The organism is Streptomyces sp. NPDC005774 (genome assembly GCF_042871645.1).
In the GTDB taxonomy this organism is placed as follows: Bacteria; Actinomycetota; Actinomycetes; order Streptomycetales; family Streptomycetaceae; genus Streptomyces; species Streptomyces pratens.
On the sequence record NZ_JBIAIV010000043.1, the window covers coordinates 1 to 17,203 of the forward strand.

Consider the following 17,203-nt stretch of genomic DNA (forward strand, 5'->3'; position numbering starts at 1 on the left):
GCGGCCCCGCCCCTGCGTCTGCGCGCCGGCGGTGGGGGGGGGGGGGGCGGCCGGCCGCCCCCCCCCGCCCCCCCCGGGCGGGGGGCCGGCCCCCGCCCCCCCCCCCCCCCCCCCCCCCCCCTCCCGCGCAACCTCCGCGGGGCCGTGACGGTTCCCCCTCCGCACCGCCGCGGCCCCCGCGTCTCCCCGTGTGGGCGCGCTCTACCGGGCCGGCTTGAAGGGCTCCGACGTGGCGTGGATGTCCTTGGTCTCCAACGGCTCGTCCGTGGCGTGGATGTCGCCCTGGGTGGTGGCGCCGCCGTCCTCGGTCCCGCCGTCCTCGGCCTTGGTGCCGAGCGGCTCGGACGTGGCGTGGATGTCACCCTGCGGCTTGACGACCTGCTCGTCGCTCATGATTCTTCCTGCTCCCCTGTGTGGTGTTCCTGTCGTCCGGCCCGTCCGGACACTCCCCCGAGGGTGACCGGACGGACCGTTTCGGCCGCTCGGCCCCAGGACCTCCCGTCCGGATCATGCGGGGCTCGCGTTCCCCCTGACCCGGCCTGATCCGAACGAAAGCCCCTGGTGGGCCGATGTTGCGGCCTCTTCTGACGACCCGCCTGCCCCCCGACGCGACGGATCGACTGGCACCACCATCGCGCCCGGCGATAAACGAACGATGAACGCCGCGACGACGGGCCTCGGGGCACCCCGTCGAGGACCTTTCGAGACTCTCGAGGACCCCGTCGAGGGCGCCGGGCGGCCCCCGCCGCGCCGTCCCTCAGGCAGCTTCCTCGACCGGCGTCAGCAGGGCCCGTACCGTCGCCGCCTCCGGCGCCCGAAGCGCCTCGTAGATGCGGGCCGCCTCCTCCCAGCAGACGCGGGCGCGCCCCAGGTGGCCGACGCCGGTGAGGGCGTGCCCCAGCACCGTCAGGACGTTGCCGCGCCGCCACTGCCCGCCGATGCCGCGCAGTACGGTCAGCGCCGTCTCGGCGTTCGCCGCGGCCTGGGCGTACCGTCGCCCGGCGATGTCGACCTCCGCCAGGCGGAACAGGGTCATGCCCTCCCACAGCCGCTGCCTGCTGTCGCGGAAGACCTCCAGCGCCTCCAGGAGCCGGTCGGCCGCGTCGACGAGCCGGTGGCTCTGGGTGAGCGCCATGCCGAGGGCGTAGCGGCCGTTCGCGCCGCGCAGGGAGTTGCCCATGGCGTCGTAGATCTCCATGCCCTCCTGGGCGAGCGCCACGGCGCTGCCGGTGCTGCCGGCGGCGAGCCGGACCCGCGAGAGGTTGCAGAGCGCGCTCGCCTCACCGGGGCGGTCGCCCAGCGTCCGGAAGTGCGTGAGGGCGTGCGTCAGATGTTCCTCGCCGGCCTCGGTGCGGCTTCGGTAGAGGGCGATCACGCCGCGGGCGTTGTGGGCCCAGCACACGGGCAGCAGGTCGTCGGCCCGCCGTGCGAGGCGGACGACCTGTTCGGCCTCCTCGTCGGCCAGGTCGAACCGGCCGCCGTCGATATGCGCGTGCGCCAGGGTCATCAGCGCCCGCGCCTCCAGCCGGGCGACGCCGGCCTTCCGGGCGGCGTCGTGCAGGGTCCGTGCGGTGGCCTCGTACTCCTTGGAGTTGGCCCCCGACTCCGACAGGTCCACAGCGGTCCACAGCAGGTCGATGCTCCGGCGCAGCATGTCCGGCAGGTCGGCGCACTGGCGGGCGAAGGAGAGCAGGCAGCTCGCCTCGGTGTAGAGCCAGTCCCGCGCCGCCTTGCGGTCGGGGAAGCGCAGTCCGGGGTGGTCGGTGACGGCCAGATGGTCGACCAGCCGGTCTCCGGGCCGCTCGATCGCGTACACGCCGGCGGCCGTCGCCAGGTAGAAGTCGAGCAGGCGGGACAGGGCGGCGGTGCGCTCGCCCGGGGGCTGTTCGTCGCACTCGGCGCAGGCACGGGCGTAGAGGCGGACCAGGTCGTGGAGACGGTAGCGGCCGGGCGCTGCGGACTCCAGCAGGGAAGTGTCCACCAGGGACTCCAGCAGGTCCTCCGTGTCGTGTGCCGGGAGGTCCAGGACGGCCGCGGCCGCCGCCAGGGAGATGTCGGGGCCGTCGGCCAGGCCGAGCAGGCGGAAGGCGCGGGCCTGGGCGGGCTCCAGCTGGCCGTAGCCGAGTTCGAAGGTGGCCTTCACCGCCAGGTCGCCGGCCTGCAGTTCGTCCAGGCGGCGGCGCTCGTCGGCGAGCTTGGCCGCCAGCACGGACACCGTCCAGGTGCGGCGGGCCGCGAGGCGGGAGGCCGCGATACGGATGGCCAGCGGGAGGAAACCGCACGCGGCCACGACGTCCAGCGCGGCCTCGCGTTCCGACGCGACCCGTTCCTCGCCCACGATCCTCGTGAACAGGGCCAGCGCCTCGTCCGGGGACATCACGTCCAGGTCGACCAGATGGGCGCCGGCCAGGTCCACCATCCGCGCCCGGGACGTCACCAGCGCCGCGCAGCCCTCCGTGCCCGGCAGCAGGGGGCGTACCTGGGCCGCGTCGCGCGCGTTGTCCAGCAGCACCAGCACCCGGCGGCCGTCCAGCACCGAGCGGTACAGCGCCGCCCGTTCCTCCAACGAGTCCGGCACGGCGGAGGCCGGTGTGCCGAGGGCCCGCAGGAAGGAGCCGAGGACCGTCTCCGGTTCGGCCGCCCGGGGGCCCGCGCCCTGGAGGTCGACGTACAGCTGGCCGTCGGGGAAAACGGTCCGCACCTGATGGGCCACGTGCACGGCGAGGGTCGTCTTGCCGACGCCGCCTATCCCGGCCACCGCGGACACCGCCATCACGCGGCCCTCGGCCGAGGCGAGGATCGCGCCGAATTCGCGTACGAAGGACGAACGGCCGGTGAAGTCGGACACGGTGGCCGGGAGCTGGGCGGGCCGGACCGGGGCGGCCGCCGGTTCGGGCGGCGCGGGGGAGGAGAGCTCCACCAGCTGGGGATCCGCCCGCAGGATGCGCTGCTGGAGCTCCTGGAGGCCGGGGCGCGGGTCCACGCCCAGCTCGTCGGCGAGCAGGCGGCGGGTGTCCGCGTACACCGCCAGTGCCTCCGCCTGGCGTCCGCTGCGGTACAGCGCCAGCATCAGCAGCTCGCGCAGGCGTTCGCGCAGCGGGTGCGCCGCGGTGAGCGCCGTCAGTTCCGAGACGGCCTGAGCGTGGCAGCCCTGCTCCAGGTCCATGTCCAGCCGCGTCTCGGAGAGCTGGAGCCGCCACTCCTCCAGCCGCACCCGCTGCGCCTGGGCGTACGGGCCCGGTACGCCTGCCAGTGTCTCGCCGTCCCACAGTGCGAGGGCGCGGTTCAGGAGGGTACGGGACGTGCACAGGTCCCCGGCGTTCTTCGCGCGCTCGGCATCGGCGGCCAGCCCCTGCGCCACCGCGACGTCCAGCGCGTCCTCGCCCGTCCCGCGCACCGCGTATCCGCCGGACTCGCTGACCAGGACGCCGGGCCCCAGCGCCTTCCGCAGCCGGGACGCGTACGTACGGACCGCCGCCAGGGCCTGCGAGGGGGGCTCCTCGCCCCACAGGGCGTCGATCAGTTCGGCCGCCGTCGCCGTACGGCCCCTGCGGAGTAACAGGGCTGCGAGCAGGGCGCGTTGCTGCGGGCTGCCGGTGCCGACGGGTTCGCCGTCGCGCCAGGCGCGGACCGGGCCGAGCATGCTGAAGCGCAGCACCGACAACTCCGGTGACCCCAACGCCTCTGACTCCGCCGACGACTTCGGCGATGTCGACGGCTCCGCCGGAGAACCGGGACGCCGTTGCTCCGGCACTCGCGGTGCACCGTCCATGCAGTCCCCCTATGCATCCTCAACAACCAAGCCAGTCTGCCTTGTCCGTGACGGATGCGGCAGCCGTGCGAGACGGCGATCACATGGGCGCGCGCACGGTCCACGGGATCCACACATCTTCTGCGCACGCGTGCGCACGCGTGTTGCGCGGACGTTCGCGGGCACGTCACCGCCATGGGCCTGCCTTTGGCCCGTTTCCCCCACCGTTCCAGTGGTGTCGACGGAGGGTCGGGAAGGTGCTGCGGTGCCCCGTGTCGTCCACGCCCCGCCGACTCGCCCCGTGCGTGGCGCGTGCGCGCGCCCGCAGTGACCCGGACGGCCGAGGAGCGGTGGTGCGGGCTCGCCGGCGCCTCGTTCCGCGGTCGGCGCGGACGCGGACGCGGGCGGGGCGTGGCGGGGTGTGGCGGAGTGGGGTGTGGCGGGGCGGGGTGATCCGCCGCTCGACGTCCGTCCTTCCGGCCCGGCCCTTCCCTCCGCGGGGCCTATTCCGACCGGTCGGTATGGACAGATGGGCCGGGCCCGGGTATTGATGACGTCGTCGTCCGCGTACGAAAGGCCGCTCATGCGCATCGCCGTAACGATCTTCCTCACCGACGAGACGATCACCCCCACCCGGCTCGCCCCCGAGCTGGAGCAGCGCGGGTACGCCGGGCTGTATCTGCCCGAGCACACGCACATCCCCGTCGAGCGGAGCACCCCGTACCCGGCGGGTGGCGAGCTGCCCCGGGAGTACACCCGCACCCTGGACCCGTTCGTCGCGCTCGGGCAGGCCGCGGCCGTCACCGAGCGGCTCGGCATCGGCACCGGCATCACGCTCGCCGCGCAGCACGACCCGATCGACCTGGCCAAGCAGATCGCGACCCTCGACCACCTCTCCGGCGGCCGGTTCACCCTCGGGGTGGGCTTCGGCTGGAACGTCGAGGAGGCCGCCGACCACGGGGTGGAATGGCGGACGCGGCGTGAGCTGGTCCGGGACCGGATGGGCCTGATGCAGGCCCTCTGGTCGGAGGAACCGACCGCGCACGAAGGCGAGTTCGGCAGCGTCCGGGCCAGTTTCGCGCACCCCAAGCCGGTCCAGAAGCCGCGCGGCCCGGTCGTCGGACCGCGCACCCTGGTGGGCGGGGCGGCCGGGCCGAAACTGTTCACGCACATCTGCGCGTACGCCGACGGCTGGCTGCCGATCGGCGGACGCGGCCTGTCCGAGTCCCTGCCCGCGCTGCGCACCGCCTGGGCCGACGCCGGCCGCGACCCCGGCGCCCTCCAGGTCGTCCCGTACGCGGTCCGGCCCACCCCGGACAAGCTCGCCCACTACGCCGGACTGGGGATCGAGGAGGTCGTGGTGCAGCTGCCGCCGGAGGGGGAGGCGGGGGTACTGCGATCGCTGGACGCGTACCAGCCGTTCGTCGACGCCAGATGACGACGCCCGATGCCGACGGCCGATGGCGACGCCCGACGCCGACGCCCGATGGCGAGGCTGGTCGACGACGTTCGTCGACGACGCCCGAGGAGTACCTTCGGGCCGCCCCGCACGGCCCCTCTTTGCCCTGATCGCACCGAACGTATCCTCGAGGAATGACGACTTCGGCATCCGTGACCTCCGGAACCGGCCCGACCCAGAACTCCCTGCGCCGCGCCCTCAGACGAGCACGGGACGGTGTCTCCCTCGACGTCACCGAGGCGGCCGTGCTGCTCCAGGCGCGCGGAGAGCAGTTGGAGGACCTGTGCGCCTCGGCCGCCCGGGTCCGGGACGCGGGCCTCCTGGCCGCGGGCCGGCCCGGAGTGATCACGTACTCGAAGAGCGTCTTCGTCCCGCTGACCCGGCTGTGCCGGGACAAGTGCCACTACTGCACGTTCGTCACCGTGCCGGGCAAGCTGCGCCGCGCCGGGCACGGGATGTTCATGTCGCCGGACGAGGTGCTCGACGTCGCCCGCAAGGGCGCCGCCGCCGGCTGCAAGGAAGCCCTCATCACCCTCGGCGACAAGCCCGAGGACCGCTGGCCCGAGGCGCGCGAGTGGCTCGACGCGCACGGCTACGACGACACGATCGCGTACGTCCGCGCCATCTCCATCCGCATCCTGGAGGAGACGGGCCTGCTGCCCCACCTGAACCCGGGCGTGCTGACCTGGACCGACTTCCAGCGCCTCAAGCCGGTCGCGCCGTCCATGGGCATGATGCTGGAGACCACCGCGACCCGCCTGTGGTCCGAGCCCGGCGGCCCGCACCACGGCTCGCCGGACAAGGAACCCGCCGTCCGCCTGCGCGTCCTGGAGGACGCCGGCCGTTCCTCGGTCCCCTTCACCTCGGGCGTCCTCATCGGCATCGGGGAGACGTACGAGGAGCGCGCCGAGTCCCTCTTCGCGCTGCGGAAGATCTCCCGGGCCCATCACGGCATCCAGGAACTGATCATCCAGAACTTCCGCGCCAAGCCGGACACCGCGATGCGCGGTATGCCGGACGCGGAACTCGACGCGCTGATCGCCGCGGTCGCCGTCGCCCGGCACGTCCTCGGCCCCACCGCCTGCATCCAGGCCCCGCCCAACCTCGTCGACTCCGAGTACGAGCGGCTGATCGCGGCCGGCATCGACGACTGGGGCGGTGTCTCCCCGCTCACCATCGACCACGTGAACCCCGAACGCCCCTGGCCGCAGATCGACGCACTCGTCGAACGGTCCCGCGCGGCCGGCTTCGAGCTGAGGGAACGTCTCTGCGTCTACCCGGAGTTCGTCCGGCGCGGTGAGCCCTGGCTGGACCCGCGGCTGCGCCCGCACGTGGCGGCGCTCGCCGACCCGGCCACGGGCCTGGCGCGCTCCGGTGTCCTCCCGGAGGGGCTGCCCTGGCAGGAACCGGACGAGGCGTTCACCGCCACCGGCCGTACCGACCTGCACCGCACCATCGACACCGAGGGCCGCACCACCGACCGCCGCGACGACTTCGACGAGGTGTACGGCGACTGGGGTGCCCTGCGCGAGGCCGCCATCCCCGGCATGCGGCCCGAGCGCATCGACACCGACGTACGCCAGGCCCTGGCGACGGCGGCCGACGATCCGACCCGGCTGACCGACGACGAGGCCCTCGCCCTCCTGCACGCCGACGGCCCGGCGCTGGACGCCCTGTGCCGGATCGCGGACGACGTGCGGAAGTCGGCGGTCGGCGACGACGTCACCTACATCGTCACCCGCAACATCAACTTCACCAACGTCTGCTACACCGGCTGCCGTTTCTGCGCCTTCGCGCAGCGCCGCACGGACGCCGACGCCTACACGCTCTCCCTGGACCAGGTGGCCGACCGCGCCCAACAGGCGTGGGAGGTGGGCGCGGTGGAGGTCTGCATGCAGGGCGGTATCCACCCCGACCTGCCCGGCACGGCGTACTTCGACATCGCGAAAGCGGTGAAGGAACGCGTCCCCGGCATGCATGTGCACGCCTTCTCCCCGATGGAGGTGGTCAACGGCGCCACCCGCACCGGCCTGTCGATCCGCGAATGGCTGACCGCCGCCAAGGAGGCCGGCCTGGACTCCGTCCCCGGCACGGCGGCGGAGATCCTCGACGACGAGGTCCGCTGGATCCTGACCAAGGGCAAGCTGCCGGCGGCCACCTGGATCGAGGTCATCGAGACGGCCCACGAGCTGGGCATCCGCTCCTCCTCGACGATGATGTACGGCCACGTCGACCAGCCCCGCCACTGGCTGGGGCACCTGCGCACCCTGGCCGGCATCCAGCAGCGCACCGGCGGCTTCACGGAGTTCGTCACCCTCCCCTTCATCCACACCAACGCCCCCGTCTACCTGGCCGGCATCGCCCGCCCCGGCCCGACGACCCGCGACAACCGCGCGGTCACGGCGATGGCCCGCCTCCTGCTCCACCCGCACATCCCCAACATCCAGACCAGCTGGGTGAAACTGGGCGCGGAGGGCGCGGCGGAGATGCTCCGCTCCGGCGCCAACGACCTGGGCGGCACCCTCATGGAGGAGACCATCTCCCGCATGGCGGGCTCCTCCTACGGCTCGTACAAGTCCGTCAAGGACCTGATCGCGGTGGCGGAGGCGGCGGGCCGCCCGGCCAGGCCCCGTACCACCCTGTACGGCGAGGTCCCGGAGGAACGGCGGCAAGCGGCCCGCGCCTCGGACGGCCACCTGCCGCAACTGCTGCCGGTGCTGGACTGAGGCCGGGAACGAGCGGCGACGGACGGGGAAGGACGGGGACGGACGGGGACGGGGCTCGAGGGAGGACTCGAGGCAGGCCGGGCAGTACGATGATCTGGCCTCCGGTTCGAGGGGGCGGAACTCCGCCACACCTAGGAGATGCGTACCGGTGCCTGCCCGTCTTCCTTCGTGGGCCTGGGTGACCGGGCTGACCACGGGGGCGATAGCCGTAGTGGCGGTCCTGGGTGTCCAGGCGGACCAGGGGGCGCAGCCCACCGCGTCCACGAGCCGCCCCAGCACGCCGGCGACGGCGGACGCGAAACCGCCCGCCGAACCGAAGGAGAAGGAAACGGGGGCGGGGGTGGACGCGTCGGCGGTCCCGGCCGACTCCGGCACCGGCCGCCGTGTCGTCTACTCCCTCGACACCCGGCAGGTGTGGCTGGTCGACGCCAGTGACGCCCCCCGCCGCTCCTTCGCGGTCTGGCCGGGCACGGTCGCCCCCGACCCCGGCACGTACACGATCGGCACCCGCACCGAGGCCACGACCGGCAGCGACGGCGTGGACGTCGAGCACATCGTCTACTTCGCGGCGAAGTCCGGCGTCTCCATCGCCTTCTCCAACGCCGTCGACGGCTCCTCACCCCCGCCCGCCGAAGGACGCAGCACCGGCGGAATCCGCGTGGCCAAGGCCGACGGCGAGGCCCTGTGGACCTTCGGCACCACGGGCACGACGGTCAGGGTCGTCGAGTGACTGTGTGAGGTCAGGCCTTCTCGGCCATCACACGTGGGTGCCCGGCGGTGAGCAGGCCGACGTCCTCCACATCGGAGGTCAGGATGGTCACCCGACCGGGATACTGCAGGGCGGTCGCGCAGAGCATGGCGTCGATGGCGTACTTGTGGCCGTGAAGGCCGGCGGCACGCAGCAGAGCGGCGGCGGACCGGGCGAGCGCCTGGGCGACCGGTTCCACGCGTACACGTGAGAGCGTCCACCGCAGCGCCGCCTCGTTGATCTTCGGATGGATCACCTCGACCAGCACCACGGAGGAGGTGATCACGGGCAGATCGGCGTCACGGGCGGCCGCCAGCCACTCGTGCACTTCCCGGTCCCGCTGCACGGCCTTTGCCAGCCCTTCGCTGTCCAGGACCAGAGCACCGCTCACGCGGCGGCCCCCGCTCCGGAACCCTCTCCGGTGAGCCGGGCGCGTTTGGCCGCCACGGCCTCCGGGTCCGCAGGCCCGTGCACCTCCTCGAAGGCGGCGATCAGCTCGTCCAGCTGATCCCGCTCGATCTGCCGCTGAGCCGCTCTCTCCAGATATGCCGAGACACCCCGCCGGCCGACCCGCTCACGGATCGCCCGCAGGGTACCGGCGGTGAGGGTGACGGAGACGCCACTGCTGGGACCGTCGCCGGGAGGAAAATCGGTGTCGTCGTCTGCCATGGACTCACTATGGCATTGCAAATGCCATAAGCGCCCTGGCTGCTCCTCCCCGTGCTCCCGGTGCGGGCTTGCCGCCCGGCTCGACGTACACCTGGCGAAATCCGCCCGGAGTGCCGTACTGGGCCGGGCGTAGGTGACCAGGTGCGGTCAGGTCGGTCACTTCGGTCACCGTTCCCATACCTCTCCGTGCCCTGAACCGACCGTCCCTGTTCGCATACAGTGCTTGGCGTCGCACGTACGCACGGTGTCCGGGAGGTCTGGGTGGATGCGACTTCCGGGCCCGTCTGGGGGCGCCGCGAGCAGCAGGACTTCCGCAGCCGGGTGCGCGGGACGCTGCTCGGCGTGGCCCTCGGGGACGCGCTGGGCGCGCCCGTGGACGGGCAGGGCGTCGACGCGATCCGGCAGACGCACGGCGCCGCCGGGATCACCGGACCCGCCCCCGCCCACGGCCGGCGCGGCGCCGTCACCCATCTCACCCAGATGACCCTGTTCTCCGTGGACGGCCTCATCCGCGCCCAGGTGCGGCGCGACACCGGTGCCTGGCACCCGCCGACCGATCTGCACCGCGCGTACCTGCGCTGGGCCACGACCCAGCGGGACTGGGGGCCCGACGAGCGCCGCAAGGAGGACGGGTGGCTCGCGCGCGAGGAGTGGCTCTACGCCCGCCGCGACCCGGCCCGCGCGCTGCTGGCCGGACTCGGGGACGACACCATGGGCACGCCCGAGGCGCCCAAGAACCCCGCCGAGGCGGGCCCCGAGGCGGCGGCCCGCTCGGCGCCCTTCGGACTGCTCGTCGGCTGGGAGCCGCAGCTCGTCGCCCAGCTCGCCGTGGAGTGCGCGGCACAGACCCACGGCCGGCCGGCCGCCTACCTCGCGGCCGGCGGGTACGCGGCGATCGTGCACGGTCTGGCCCGGGGCGAGACCCTCGACACGGCGGTGCAGCGGGCGCTGGCGCTGCTGGCAGCACGGCCGGGGCACCAGCCGGTGACGGACGCCCTGCAGCAGGCGCTGGGGGCCGTACGGCAGGGGATGCCCACACCGGAGCGGATCGCGGGGCTCGCCGGGGCGGGTACGGCCGAGGGGCTCGTCGCCGTCGCCGTGTACTGCGCGCTGGTGGGGGAGGACGTACGGCACGGGCTGTGCCTCGCCGTCAACATGGACGGGCCCAGCGCGGCGGCCGGTGCGCTGACCGGCGGGCTGCTGGGGGCCCTGCACGGCGAGACGGCCCTCCCGCCGGCCTGGCTGGCCGAACTGGAGGGCCGTCCCACGATCCTGGAACTCGCCGACGACTTCGCCATGGAGATGACCCAGGGCCCCGCCCTGCACGGCCCGGCCGGCTCGTCCCCGGCCTGGCTGGCGCGCTACCCGCGTGGCGCGGGAGGCGCCCTGACCGGGTGACCCATGGAACGCCCAGGGCTATGGGTTGTCCGGCGTCCGGGTGGATGCCACGTCCGGGGCCTTTGCCGGGGCCGGTACCGCCGCCGCGGTGGAACCGTCGTCGCTGTCGGTGTTGATGCGTTCGATGACCGCCATCCGCTCCGGGGTGTCCTCCGGCTTCGCGTAGCCGATCAGGACGTACAGGATCAGTGAGACGGCGAGCGGGATCGAGACCTGGTACTCCAGGGGCACACCCCCCTCGACGGCCCAGTTGATCGGGTAGTTCACCAGCCAGAAGGCCAGCAGGCCCATGGACCAGCTGGAGAGCGCCGCGGTCGGGCCCGAGCGGCGGAACGGACGCAGCAGACCCAGCATCATCGGAATGGCGATCGGGCCCATCAGACCGGCCACCCACTTGATGACCACGGTGATGATGTCCTTGAACGTCGGCGAGTCGACCTGTGTCGCCACCGCCATGGACAGGCCGAGGAAGACCACGGTCGTCACCCGGGCCGCGACCAGCCCCGACCGGTCGTTCCACCGCCGTGCCCTCGCGGACAGCACCGGGGCGACGTCCCGGGTGAACACGGCCGCGATGGCGTTGGCGTCCGAGGAGCACATCGCCATCGTGTGGGAGAAGAAGCCCACGATGACCAGTCCCAACAGGCCGTGCGGCAGCAGTTGTTCGGTCATCAGGGCGTACGAGTCGGAACCGTCCGCCTTCTGGGACTCCACGAGCAGCGGCGACATCCACATCGGGAAGAACAGCACCAGCGGCCAGACCAGCCACAGCGCCGCCGAGAGCCGCGCCGAGCGCTCCGCCTCGCGGGGCGTGGCCGTGGCCATGTACCGCTGGGCCTGGTTGAGCATGCCGCCGTTGTACTCGAACAGCTTGATGAAGAGGAACGCCAGCAGGAAGACCGTGCCGTACGGCCCGACCAGCGGCTCCGCGTGCCCCTGGAGCTCGGGCTCGTCCCACACGCCGAAGAAGCCGCCGTGGTCGCCGAGTTCGGACACCACCGCGATGAACATGGCGATACCGGCCAGGAGCTGGATGACGAACTGGCCCAACTCCGTCAGCGCGTCCGCCCACAGGCCACCGATGGTGCAGTAGATCGCCGTGACCACGCCGGTGATGAGGATGCCCTCGTTGAGTGAGGCGCCGGTGAACACCGCCAGCAGGGTGGCGATCGCCGCCCATTTCGCAGCCACGTCCACGATCTTCAGCAGCATGCCGGACCAGGCCAGCGCCTGCTGGGTCTTCAGGTCGTAGCGGTTCTTGAGGTACTCCAGCGGGGATGCCACATGGAGCCGGGAGCGCAGCCGGTTGATCCGCGGGGCGAACAGTTTCGACCCGATGGCGATGCCGAGGGCGATGGGGAAGGACCAGGTGACGAAGGACGTCACGCCGTAGGTGTATGCGATGCCGGCGTAGCCGGTGAACATCACCGCGCTGTAACCCGACATGTGGTGGGAGATGCCGGAGAGCCACCAGGGCATCTTGCCGCCGGCCGTGAAGAAGTCGCTGACGTTGTCCACCCGCTTGTGCGACCAGACACCGATGGCGATCATCACCGCGAAGTAGCCGATGAGCACCGCCCAGTCGAGACTGTTCATGTCCCCCCTTCCGGGGTCCGCCTTATGAACTCTGCTCATCTGGTTGGCACTTCGCCCGAGCGGGGTAAGTGTGCGGTGGGTCCGAGGTGCGCTTGCGGCAGGGTGCGAAGTGCCCGCTCATCGTGAGCGCGTAGGCGTGGGCACGACAAGAAAGCGGAGAGTCAAGAGCGCGCAAAAATGTTCACGCTGATGGCCGACGTTCATGAAGTTGAACATTCAGCGGAGGGTCGGGAGGCCGGGAGGACAGCAGAGCCGGGAGGATCACGAGGGCCGGGACGGTCAAGACGGCCGGGACGCCGCATCGGCCCGTTCCGCCGGGCAGCCGTTCAGGTCCGGTCGGCGGTCGGCGGTCGGCGGCAAGGACCGGCTGCCGTGGTCAGTGCAGCTCCTCCGGGCACGGCGTGCCCCGCGGTACGCCGTACGGCGCCGCCAGCCGGTAGGTGCCCGGCTCCGGCGCGAGCAGCACCGTCCACTTGTCGCCGTTCTCGTCCTCCTCGGTCTCCATCAGGCAGCCGTTGAGGTTGTCGTACGTCTTCGGCCCGTCGTCCGAGGCCCCGCCGCCGTCGGAACGGTTCCTGGACTCCTCCGTCTCCCGAGGCCCCTCCAGCTTGTTGCCCTCCGCGTCGACGACGCTCAGCCACGGCGAGTACGGGATGCGCACGACGACCCGGCCCGCCTTCTCGACCCGCATCGTCATCTCGCTCTGACTGGACCGCTCCACGACCGCGTTCGGCTCGGCCAGCGAGGACGGGTCCCGCACCGCGAACAGCTGCCAGTTGGCGTCGCCCCAGATCTGCTGGAGATACGGCAGCCCCCGCTGCACCAGCTCCCGCTCCCGCTCACCGCCGTCACCGTCCGGCGTGTCCTTCGGCAGCACCACGAAGTGCACGGCCCAGCGCTTGAGCCACTCGTGATAGTTCGCCGAGTTGAGGGTGTCGTCGTAGAAGAGCGGGTTGCGCTCCATGTCGGCCTGCCGGTTCCAGCCCCGCGCCAGGTTGACGTACGGCGCGAGCGCCGAGGCCTCGCGGTGCGAACGTGCCGGGACGACCTCCACCCGGCCCTTGTCGGCGCCGACCTCCTGGAGCTCGTTCACCAGCGGCGCCAGCTCGCGCGCCCAGGACGCGGCGGGCGTCGTGTTCACGACGTCGTCGACCGACTTGAAGCCGATCCACCCGACGAACGCGACGAACGCGACGACGATCGCGTACCACTTACGGCTCTTCGGCACCGCGAACGGCAGCGCGGCCACCAGCGCCACCCCGGCGAACAGCATCGACAGCCGCGTCATGTTGGAACCGATCTGCGAACTCACCAGCCAGACCAGCACCACACCCAGCCCGTACACCGCGGCCGTGATCCGGACCGTGATCCACTCGCGGGGCACCAGGACGCACACCAGGACCGAGAACACCAGCGGCAGGACCACCGAACCGAACCCCATCGGCTGCGTCCCCGAGAAGGGGAACATCCAGGCCGACACCGCCACCACCGCGGCCGGACCCAGTCCCAGCGCCCACGCCCCCGGCCGGCGCTTCTGCAGGAACAACGCCACCGCCACCAGCCCGACGAACAGGCCCGCGACCGGCGAGGACATGGTGGCCAGCGCCGCCAGTGGTGCCGCGCACAGGGCCTTCGCCCAGCGCTTGTAGCGCCAGCGGTACGGCCAGCAGAACACGACGGCGACCGCGGCCAGCCCGAACATCATGCCCAGTCCGAACGTCACCCGTCCCGAAGCCGCGTTGCCCAGCAGCCCGAACACCCCCGCGAGCGCGGCCCACAGCGGATTGCGTACCGCCCGGCTGCGGATGAGGAGCATCGTCAGCAGCGCGGCCGACACCGTCCCCGCGAGCATCATCGTCGTCCGTACACCGAGCACCGCCATCAGGTACGGCGACACCACGCTGTACGACACCGCGTGCATACCGCCGTACCAGGCCATGTTGTACGCGGAGTCGGGGTGCCGACCGACGAACTCGGCCCAGGCGTCCTGCGCCGCGAGATCGCCGCCACTGTTCGCGAACGTGAAGAACCAGACGATGTGCAGGACGCCGGCGAGCACGGTGACGGACAGCACCGGATGCCGCAGCATCCGGGCGCGCACCGCGCGGACGACGGCCTTGGGGCGGGAGTCGCGGGCCGAGGTGCCGGGGGCCGCGGTCGGGGCGGTGGAGGTGGGGGGAGAGGGCGGTGCTTCGGGCGTGCCCGTGCCCGGCGGCCGGCCGTCCGTTCCCGGCAGGGGTATTCGCGGGCCGGACTCCGGGCCCGGCTCGGCGTCGTCGGCGCGTGTCGGCTCCGCTGTGGCCACCTGAAGGCACTCCCCGTATGGCGTCTTCGTATCGCGTCTTCGTGTGCGCGTCGTCGTAGCGCGTCTTCTGCTCACGGTAACGGCGCGGTCACCGGTGACCTGCCTGTTTCGTGACGCTAGCACGCACCCCGCCGACCGTCGCCCGCGGTGGGCACCGGCTGGCGGGGTGCGATGCCCACCGCGCTCCGTCGGTCAGGTCAGACGCGTCAGCCTGTCCGGGAAGCCCGGCTCCACGAGGTCCTCCTGGAGGGCGACCGGGACCTTGACGGCACCGCTGTCCGAGCCGTCGCCCACAGTGAGCGAGCCCACCTCCGTACCGGCCTTCGCCTGGTGCGGCAGCTCCCCGCCGGCGAACGTCAGCTTCACCTTCAGCCCCGGCCAGCCGACGGCCTCGACGTCCTCGGTGAGGGCGACGGGCGTACGGCCGCCCAGCCCGTCGTCCACATACCCGACGACGCTGCCCTTCTTCAGCACCGTCACCGTCTGCAGCACGTCCTGCGCCGCCCGGATCAGCCGGTCGCCCGCGGAGAGCGCACCGGCCAGGATCGTGTTGTCGGCACCGCCCGCGGGCTGGCGTACCACGGCACCGACGATGGTCCGGGTCTCGCCGTCGACGTCCTTCTTCGCGGCGAAGGTGAGGTTGCCGAGCGCCGAGGTGGTGGTTCCGGTCTTGATACCGACGACACCGTTGGACCCCACCAGCTGATTCCAGTTGGGGTGGTTGACACCCTTGTAGTCGTCGTACGACATCATCGCGGCGATCTCGCGGAAGGCGGGCTGCTTCATCGCGGCCCTGCCCAGCTTCACCTGGTCCACGGCCGTACTCACCGTGGTGTTGTTCAGACCCGAGGGATCCGTGTAGGTCGTGTTCGTCATGCCGAGGTCCTCCGCGGTCTTGTTCATCTTCTCGACGAACGCCTCCTCGGACCCCGCGTCCCAGCGGGCGACCAGCCGCGCCACGTTGTTCGCGGACGCGATCAGCACGGCCTCCAGGGCCTCCCGCTGCGAGATCTCGTCACCGGATGTCACGTTGACGGTCGACTCATCACCGGCGTCGGACTGCTCCTCGGCGGGGCCGTCGATCTCGATCATCGGACCCTCGGCGCCGCTCTTGAGCGGGTGCTCGCGCAGGATCAGGTACGTGGTCATGACCTTGGCGACACTGGCGATCGGCACGGGCTTCTGCTCGCCGGAGGAGCCGAAGGTGCCGATGCCCTGGACGTCCAGTGCGGCCTGCCCGTCGGCCGGCCACGGGATGTCGACCTTGCCGCCGTCGAAGGTGAACGTGTCTTCGACGGTCAGTTCGAGCGTGGGTGCGGGGAGCGCACGCATGTTCTGTACCACCGCGAAGACGATCACCAGAAGCGCGACCAGCGGTGTCCAGACCTTGACCCGCCGCAGGGTCGTGCGCAGCGGGGTGTCCGGCGGCGGCGGGGTGTTGGTCAGTTCGGCCAGCAGGTCCAGCGGCGGCTTGGGCGGCAGCGGCTGCTGCCGCGTCAGCTCCGGCCCGACCTGCGGGACGGCACGGGTGCCCTCGGCCGGGGGCGCGGCGGGCCGTGCCTGAGCCGAAGGCGGCAGCCGCAGCGAGGTGGTGGCGGAGTCCCGACGCCTGGGGGGTGTACGGGTCTCGGGGGCGTCCAGGTCCTTGAGCGGCACGAACGTGCCGGCGCGCTCGGGGGCGGATCTGGGGTCCGCGTCGGGTGCGGCCTCGGGGGCGGACTCGGCCTCGGCCTTGGAGCCGGACCCGTCGCCCCTCTTGGCCTTGTCGGCCTCGTCCTTGGCCGCGTCGCCCAGCTTGAGCATGGTGGTGGGCTGGTCGACGGCGGGCGCGGAGGGGCGGGGGGCCTTGAAGACGGCGGTGGGCTGATCGGTGGGGGGCTTGGCGCCGCCGGTGCCCTCACCCTCGTCGGTGCCGTCGGCCTTGTCCACGCTCGGCCCGGCGGTGGCCTTCGGGCCCTCGTCCTCGCCCTCGGGCTGCGGCTCGGGGCTCGCGTCCGTGTCGTCGCTGTCGTCCTCGGGAGCTGTGTCGGCGTCAGCCTCCGGCTCGGCCTCGGCCTTGGTCTCGGTGTCCGAGTCGGCGCCGGTGTCGGTGTCGGTGTCGTGCGCGTTCTCGGGTTCGTCCCCCGTGTCGGCCCCGTCGGATTCCTCGGTCGTACCGGTGTCGTCGGTCGACCCGGCCTCGGAAGCCCCGCTGGAGCCCTCGTCCCGGCTCGCACTGCCGTCCTGGCCGTCCTCCGGGCCGCTCTCGGTACCCGCGGCGCCGTCGGCGGCCTCCTCGGCCTCCTGGGCGCCCTTGGCGCCCTCGCCGTCCTCGTCCTGATCCACCTCCTCGGCGGACCGTACCCACGTCGCGGCGACGGCGTGCAGCTGCTCGCCACTGTCCGTAGCGGAATCGTCACGCCTGCCGGTCGTCCCGCCCGTGGACTCGGACTCGGGGTCCGAATCCACGGAGTCGGACTCCGCGGCCTTGGCGGAGTCCTCTGCCTCCTCGTCGTCGGTCTGCGCGTCACGCGCCGACAGCACCCGGGTGGCCGTGTCCACGCCTCCGCGA

11 protein-coding genes are annotated in these 17,203 nt (G+C 72.4%); 4 read left to right on the forward strand and 7 right to left on the reverse strand.

The window, feature by feature from the left end:
* Positions 1–201 precede the first annotated feature (201 nt).
* Complete coding sequence (locus ACFYQA_RS29640; RefSeq protein WP_388924196.1) at positions 202–393, reverse strand: hypothetical protein; 192 nt, start codon at positions 391–393, stop codon at positions 202–204.
* Between the two features lie 364 nt (positions 394–757).
* Entirely contained in the window at positions 758–3,772 is a 3,015-nt protein-coding gene (locus ACFYQA_RS29645; RefSeq protein WP_388924198.1) for a BTAD domain-containing putative transcriptional regulator, read from the reverse strand.
* Between the two features lie 562 nt (positions 3,773–4,334).
* Here ACFYQA_RS29645 and ACFYQA_RS29650 point away from each other — a divergent pair.
* From ACFYQA_RS29650 to ACFYQA_RS29660, 3 genes are all read left to right on the forward strand, one after another.
* Complete coding sequence (locus tag ACFYQA_RS29650) at positions 4,335–5,189, forward strand: LLM class F420-dependent oxidoreductase (RefSeq protein ID WP_388924201.1); 855 nt, start codon at positions 4,335–4,337, stop codon at positions 5,187–5,189.
* 155 nt (positions 5,190–5,344) lie between these two features.
* A complete protein-coding gene (locus tag ACFYQA_RS29655) occupies positions 5,345–7,936 on the forward strand; it encodes a bifunctional FO biosynthesis protein CofGH (RefSeq protein ID WP_388924205.1) in 2,592 nt (863 codons plus the stop codon).
* Between the two features lie 148 nt (positions 7,937–8,084).
* Positions 8,085–8,666, forward strand: a complete 582-nt coding sequence (locus ACFYQA_RS29660; RefSeq protein ID WP_388924208.1) for a hypothetical protein — start codon at positions 8,085–8,087, stop codon at positions 8,664–8,666.
* A 10-nt stretch (positions 8,667–8,676) separates the two neighbouring features.
* Here ACFYQA_RS29660 and ACFYQA_RS29665 read toward each other — a convergent pair whose 3' ends face one another.
* Together ACFYQA_RS29665 and ACFYQA_RS29670 are read right to left on the reverse strand one after the other, a co-directional pair.
* The gene (locus ACFYQA_RS29665) at positions 8,677–9,075 is read right to left on the reverse strand and encodes a PIN domain-containing protein (protein ID WP_388924211.1); all 399 of its coding nucleotides are present in this window, start codon (positions 9,073–9,075) and stop codon (positions 8,677–8,679) included.
* Positions 9,072–9,353: a hypothetical protein gene (locus ACFYQA_RS29670; protein WP_388924214.1), complete on the reverse strand. Its 282-nt coding sequence runs from the start codon at positions 9,351–9,353 to the stop codon at positions 9,072–9,074. Before ACFYQA_RS29670 ends, ACFYQA_RS29665 begins: the two co-directional genes overlap by 4 nt.
* A gap of 261 nt (positions 9,354–9,614) precedes the next feature.
* Between ACFYQA_RS29670 and ACFYQA_RS29675 the strand changes: the two genes are divergently transcribed.
* Entirely contained in the window at positions 9,615–10,751 is a 1,137-nt protein-coding gene (locus ACFYQA_RS29675; protein ID WP_388924217.1) for an ADP-ribosylglycohydrolase family protein, read from the forward strand.
* An 18-nt stretch (positions 10,752–10,769) separates the two neighbouring features.
* On the opposite strand, the gene ACFYQA_RS29680 is transcribed toward ACFYQA_RS29675, so the two are convergent.
* The 3 genes from ACFYQA_RS29680 to ACFYQA_RS29690 form a co-directional block, all read right to left on the reverse strand.
* Complete coding sequence (locus ACFYQA_RS29680) at positions 10,770–12,347, reverse strand: sodium:solute symporter family protein (RefSeq protein WP_388924220.1); 1,578 nt, start codon at positions 12,345–12,347, stop codon at positions 10,770–10,772.
* A 376-nt stretch (positions 12,348–12,723) separates the two neighbouring features.
* On the reverse strand, positions 12,724–14,652 hold the full coding sequence (locus ACFYQA_RS29685; protein WP_388924223.1) for an MFS transporter: 1,929 nt from the start codon (positions 14,650–14,652) through the stop codon (positions 12,724–12,726).
* A gap of 192 nt (positions 14,653–14,844) precedes the next feature.
* Entirely contained in the window at positions 14,845–17,193 is a 2,349-nt protein-coding gene (locus ACFYQA_RS29690; RefSeq protein WP_388924226.1) for a D-alanyl-D-alanine carboxypeptidase, read from the reverse strand.
* Between the last annotated feature and the right edge of the window lie 10 nt (positions 17,194–17,203).

Bases quoted from the DNA above. Each gene is read 5' to 3' on its own strand.
- ACFYQA_RS29640 (WP_388924196.1), bottom strand. From the start codon at position 393: ATGAGCGACGAGCAGGTCGTCAAGCCGCAGGGTGACATCCACGCCACG.
- ACFYQA_RS29645 (WP_388924198.1), bottom strand. From the start codon at position 3,772: ATGGACGGTGCACCGCGAGTGCCGGAGCAACGGCGTCCCGGTTCTCCG.
- ACFYQA_RS29650 (WP_388924201.1), top strand. From the start codon at position 4,335: ATGCGCATCGCCGTAACGATCTTCCTCACCGACGAGACGATCACCCCC.
- ACFYQA_RS29655 (WP_388924205.1), top strand. From the start codon at position 5,345: ATGACGACTTCGGCATCCGTGACCTCCGGAACCGGCCCGACCCAGAAC.
- ACFYQA_RS29670 (WP_388924214.1), bottom strand. From the start codon at position 9,353: ATGGCAGACGACGACACCGATTTTCCTCCCGGCGACGGTCCCAGCAGT.
- ACFYQA_RS29680 (WP_388924220.1), bottom strand. From the start codon at position 12,347: ATGAACAGTCTCGACTGGGCGGTGCTCATCGGCTACTTCGCGGTGATG.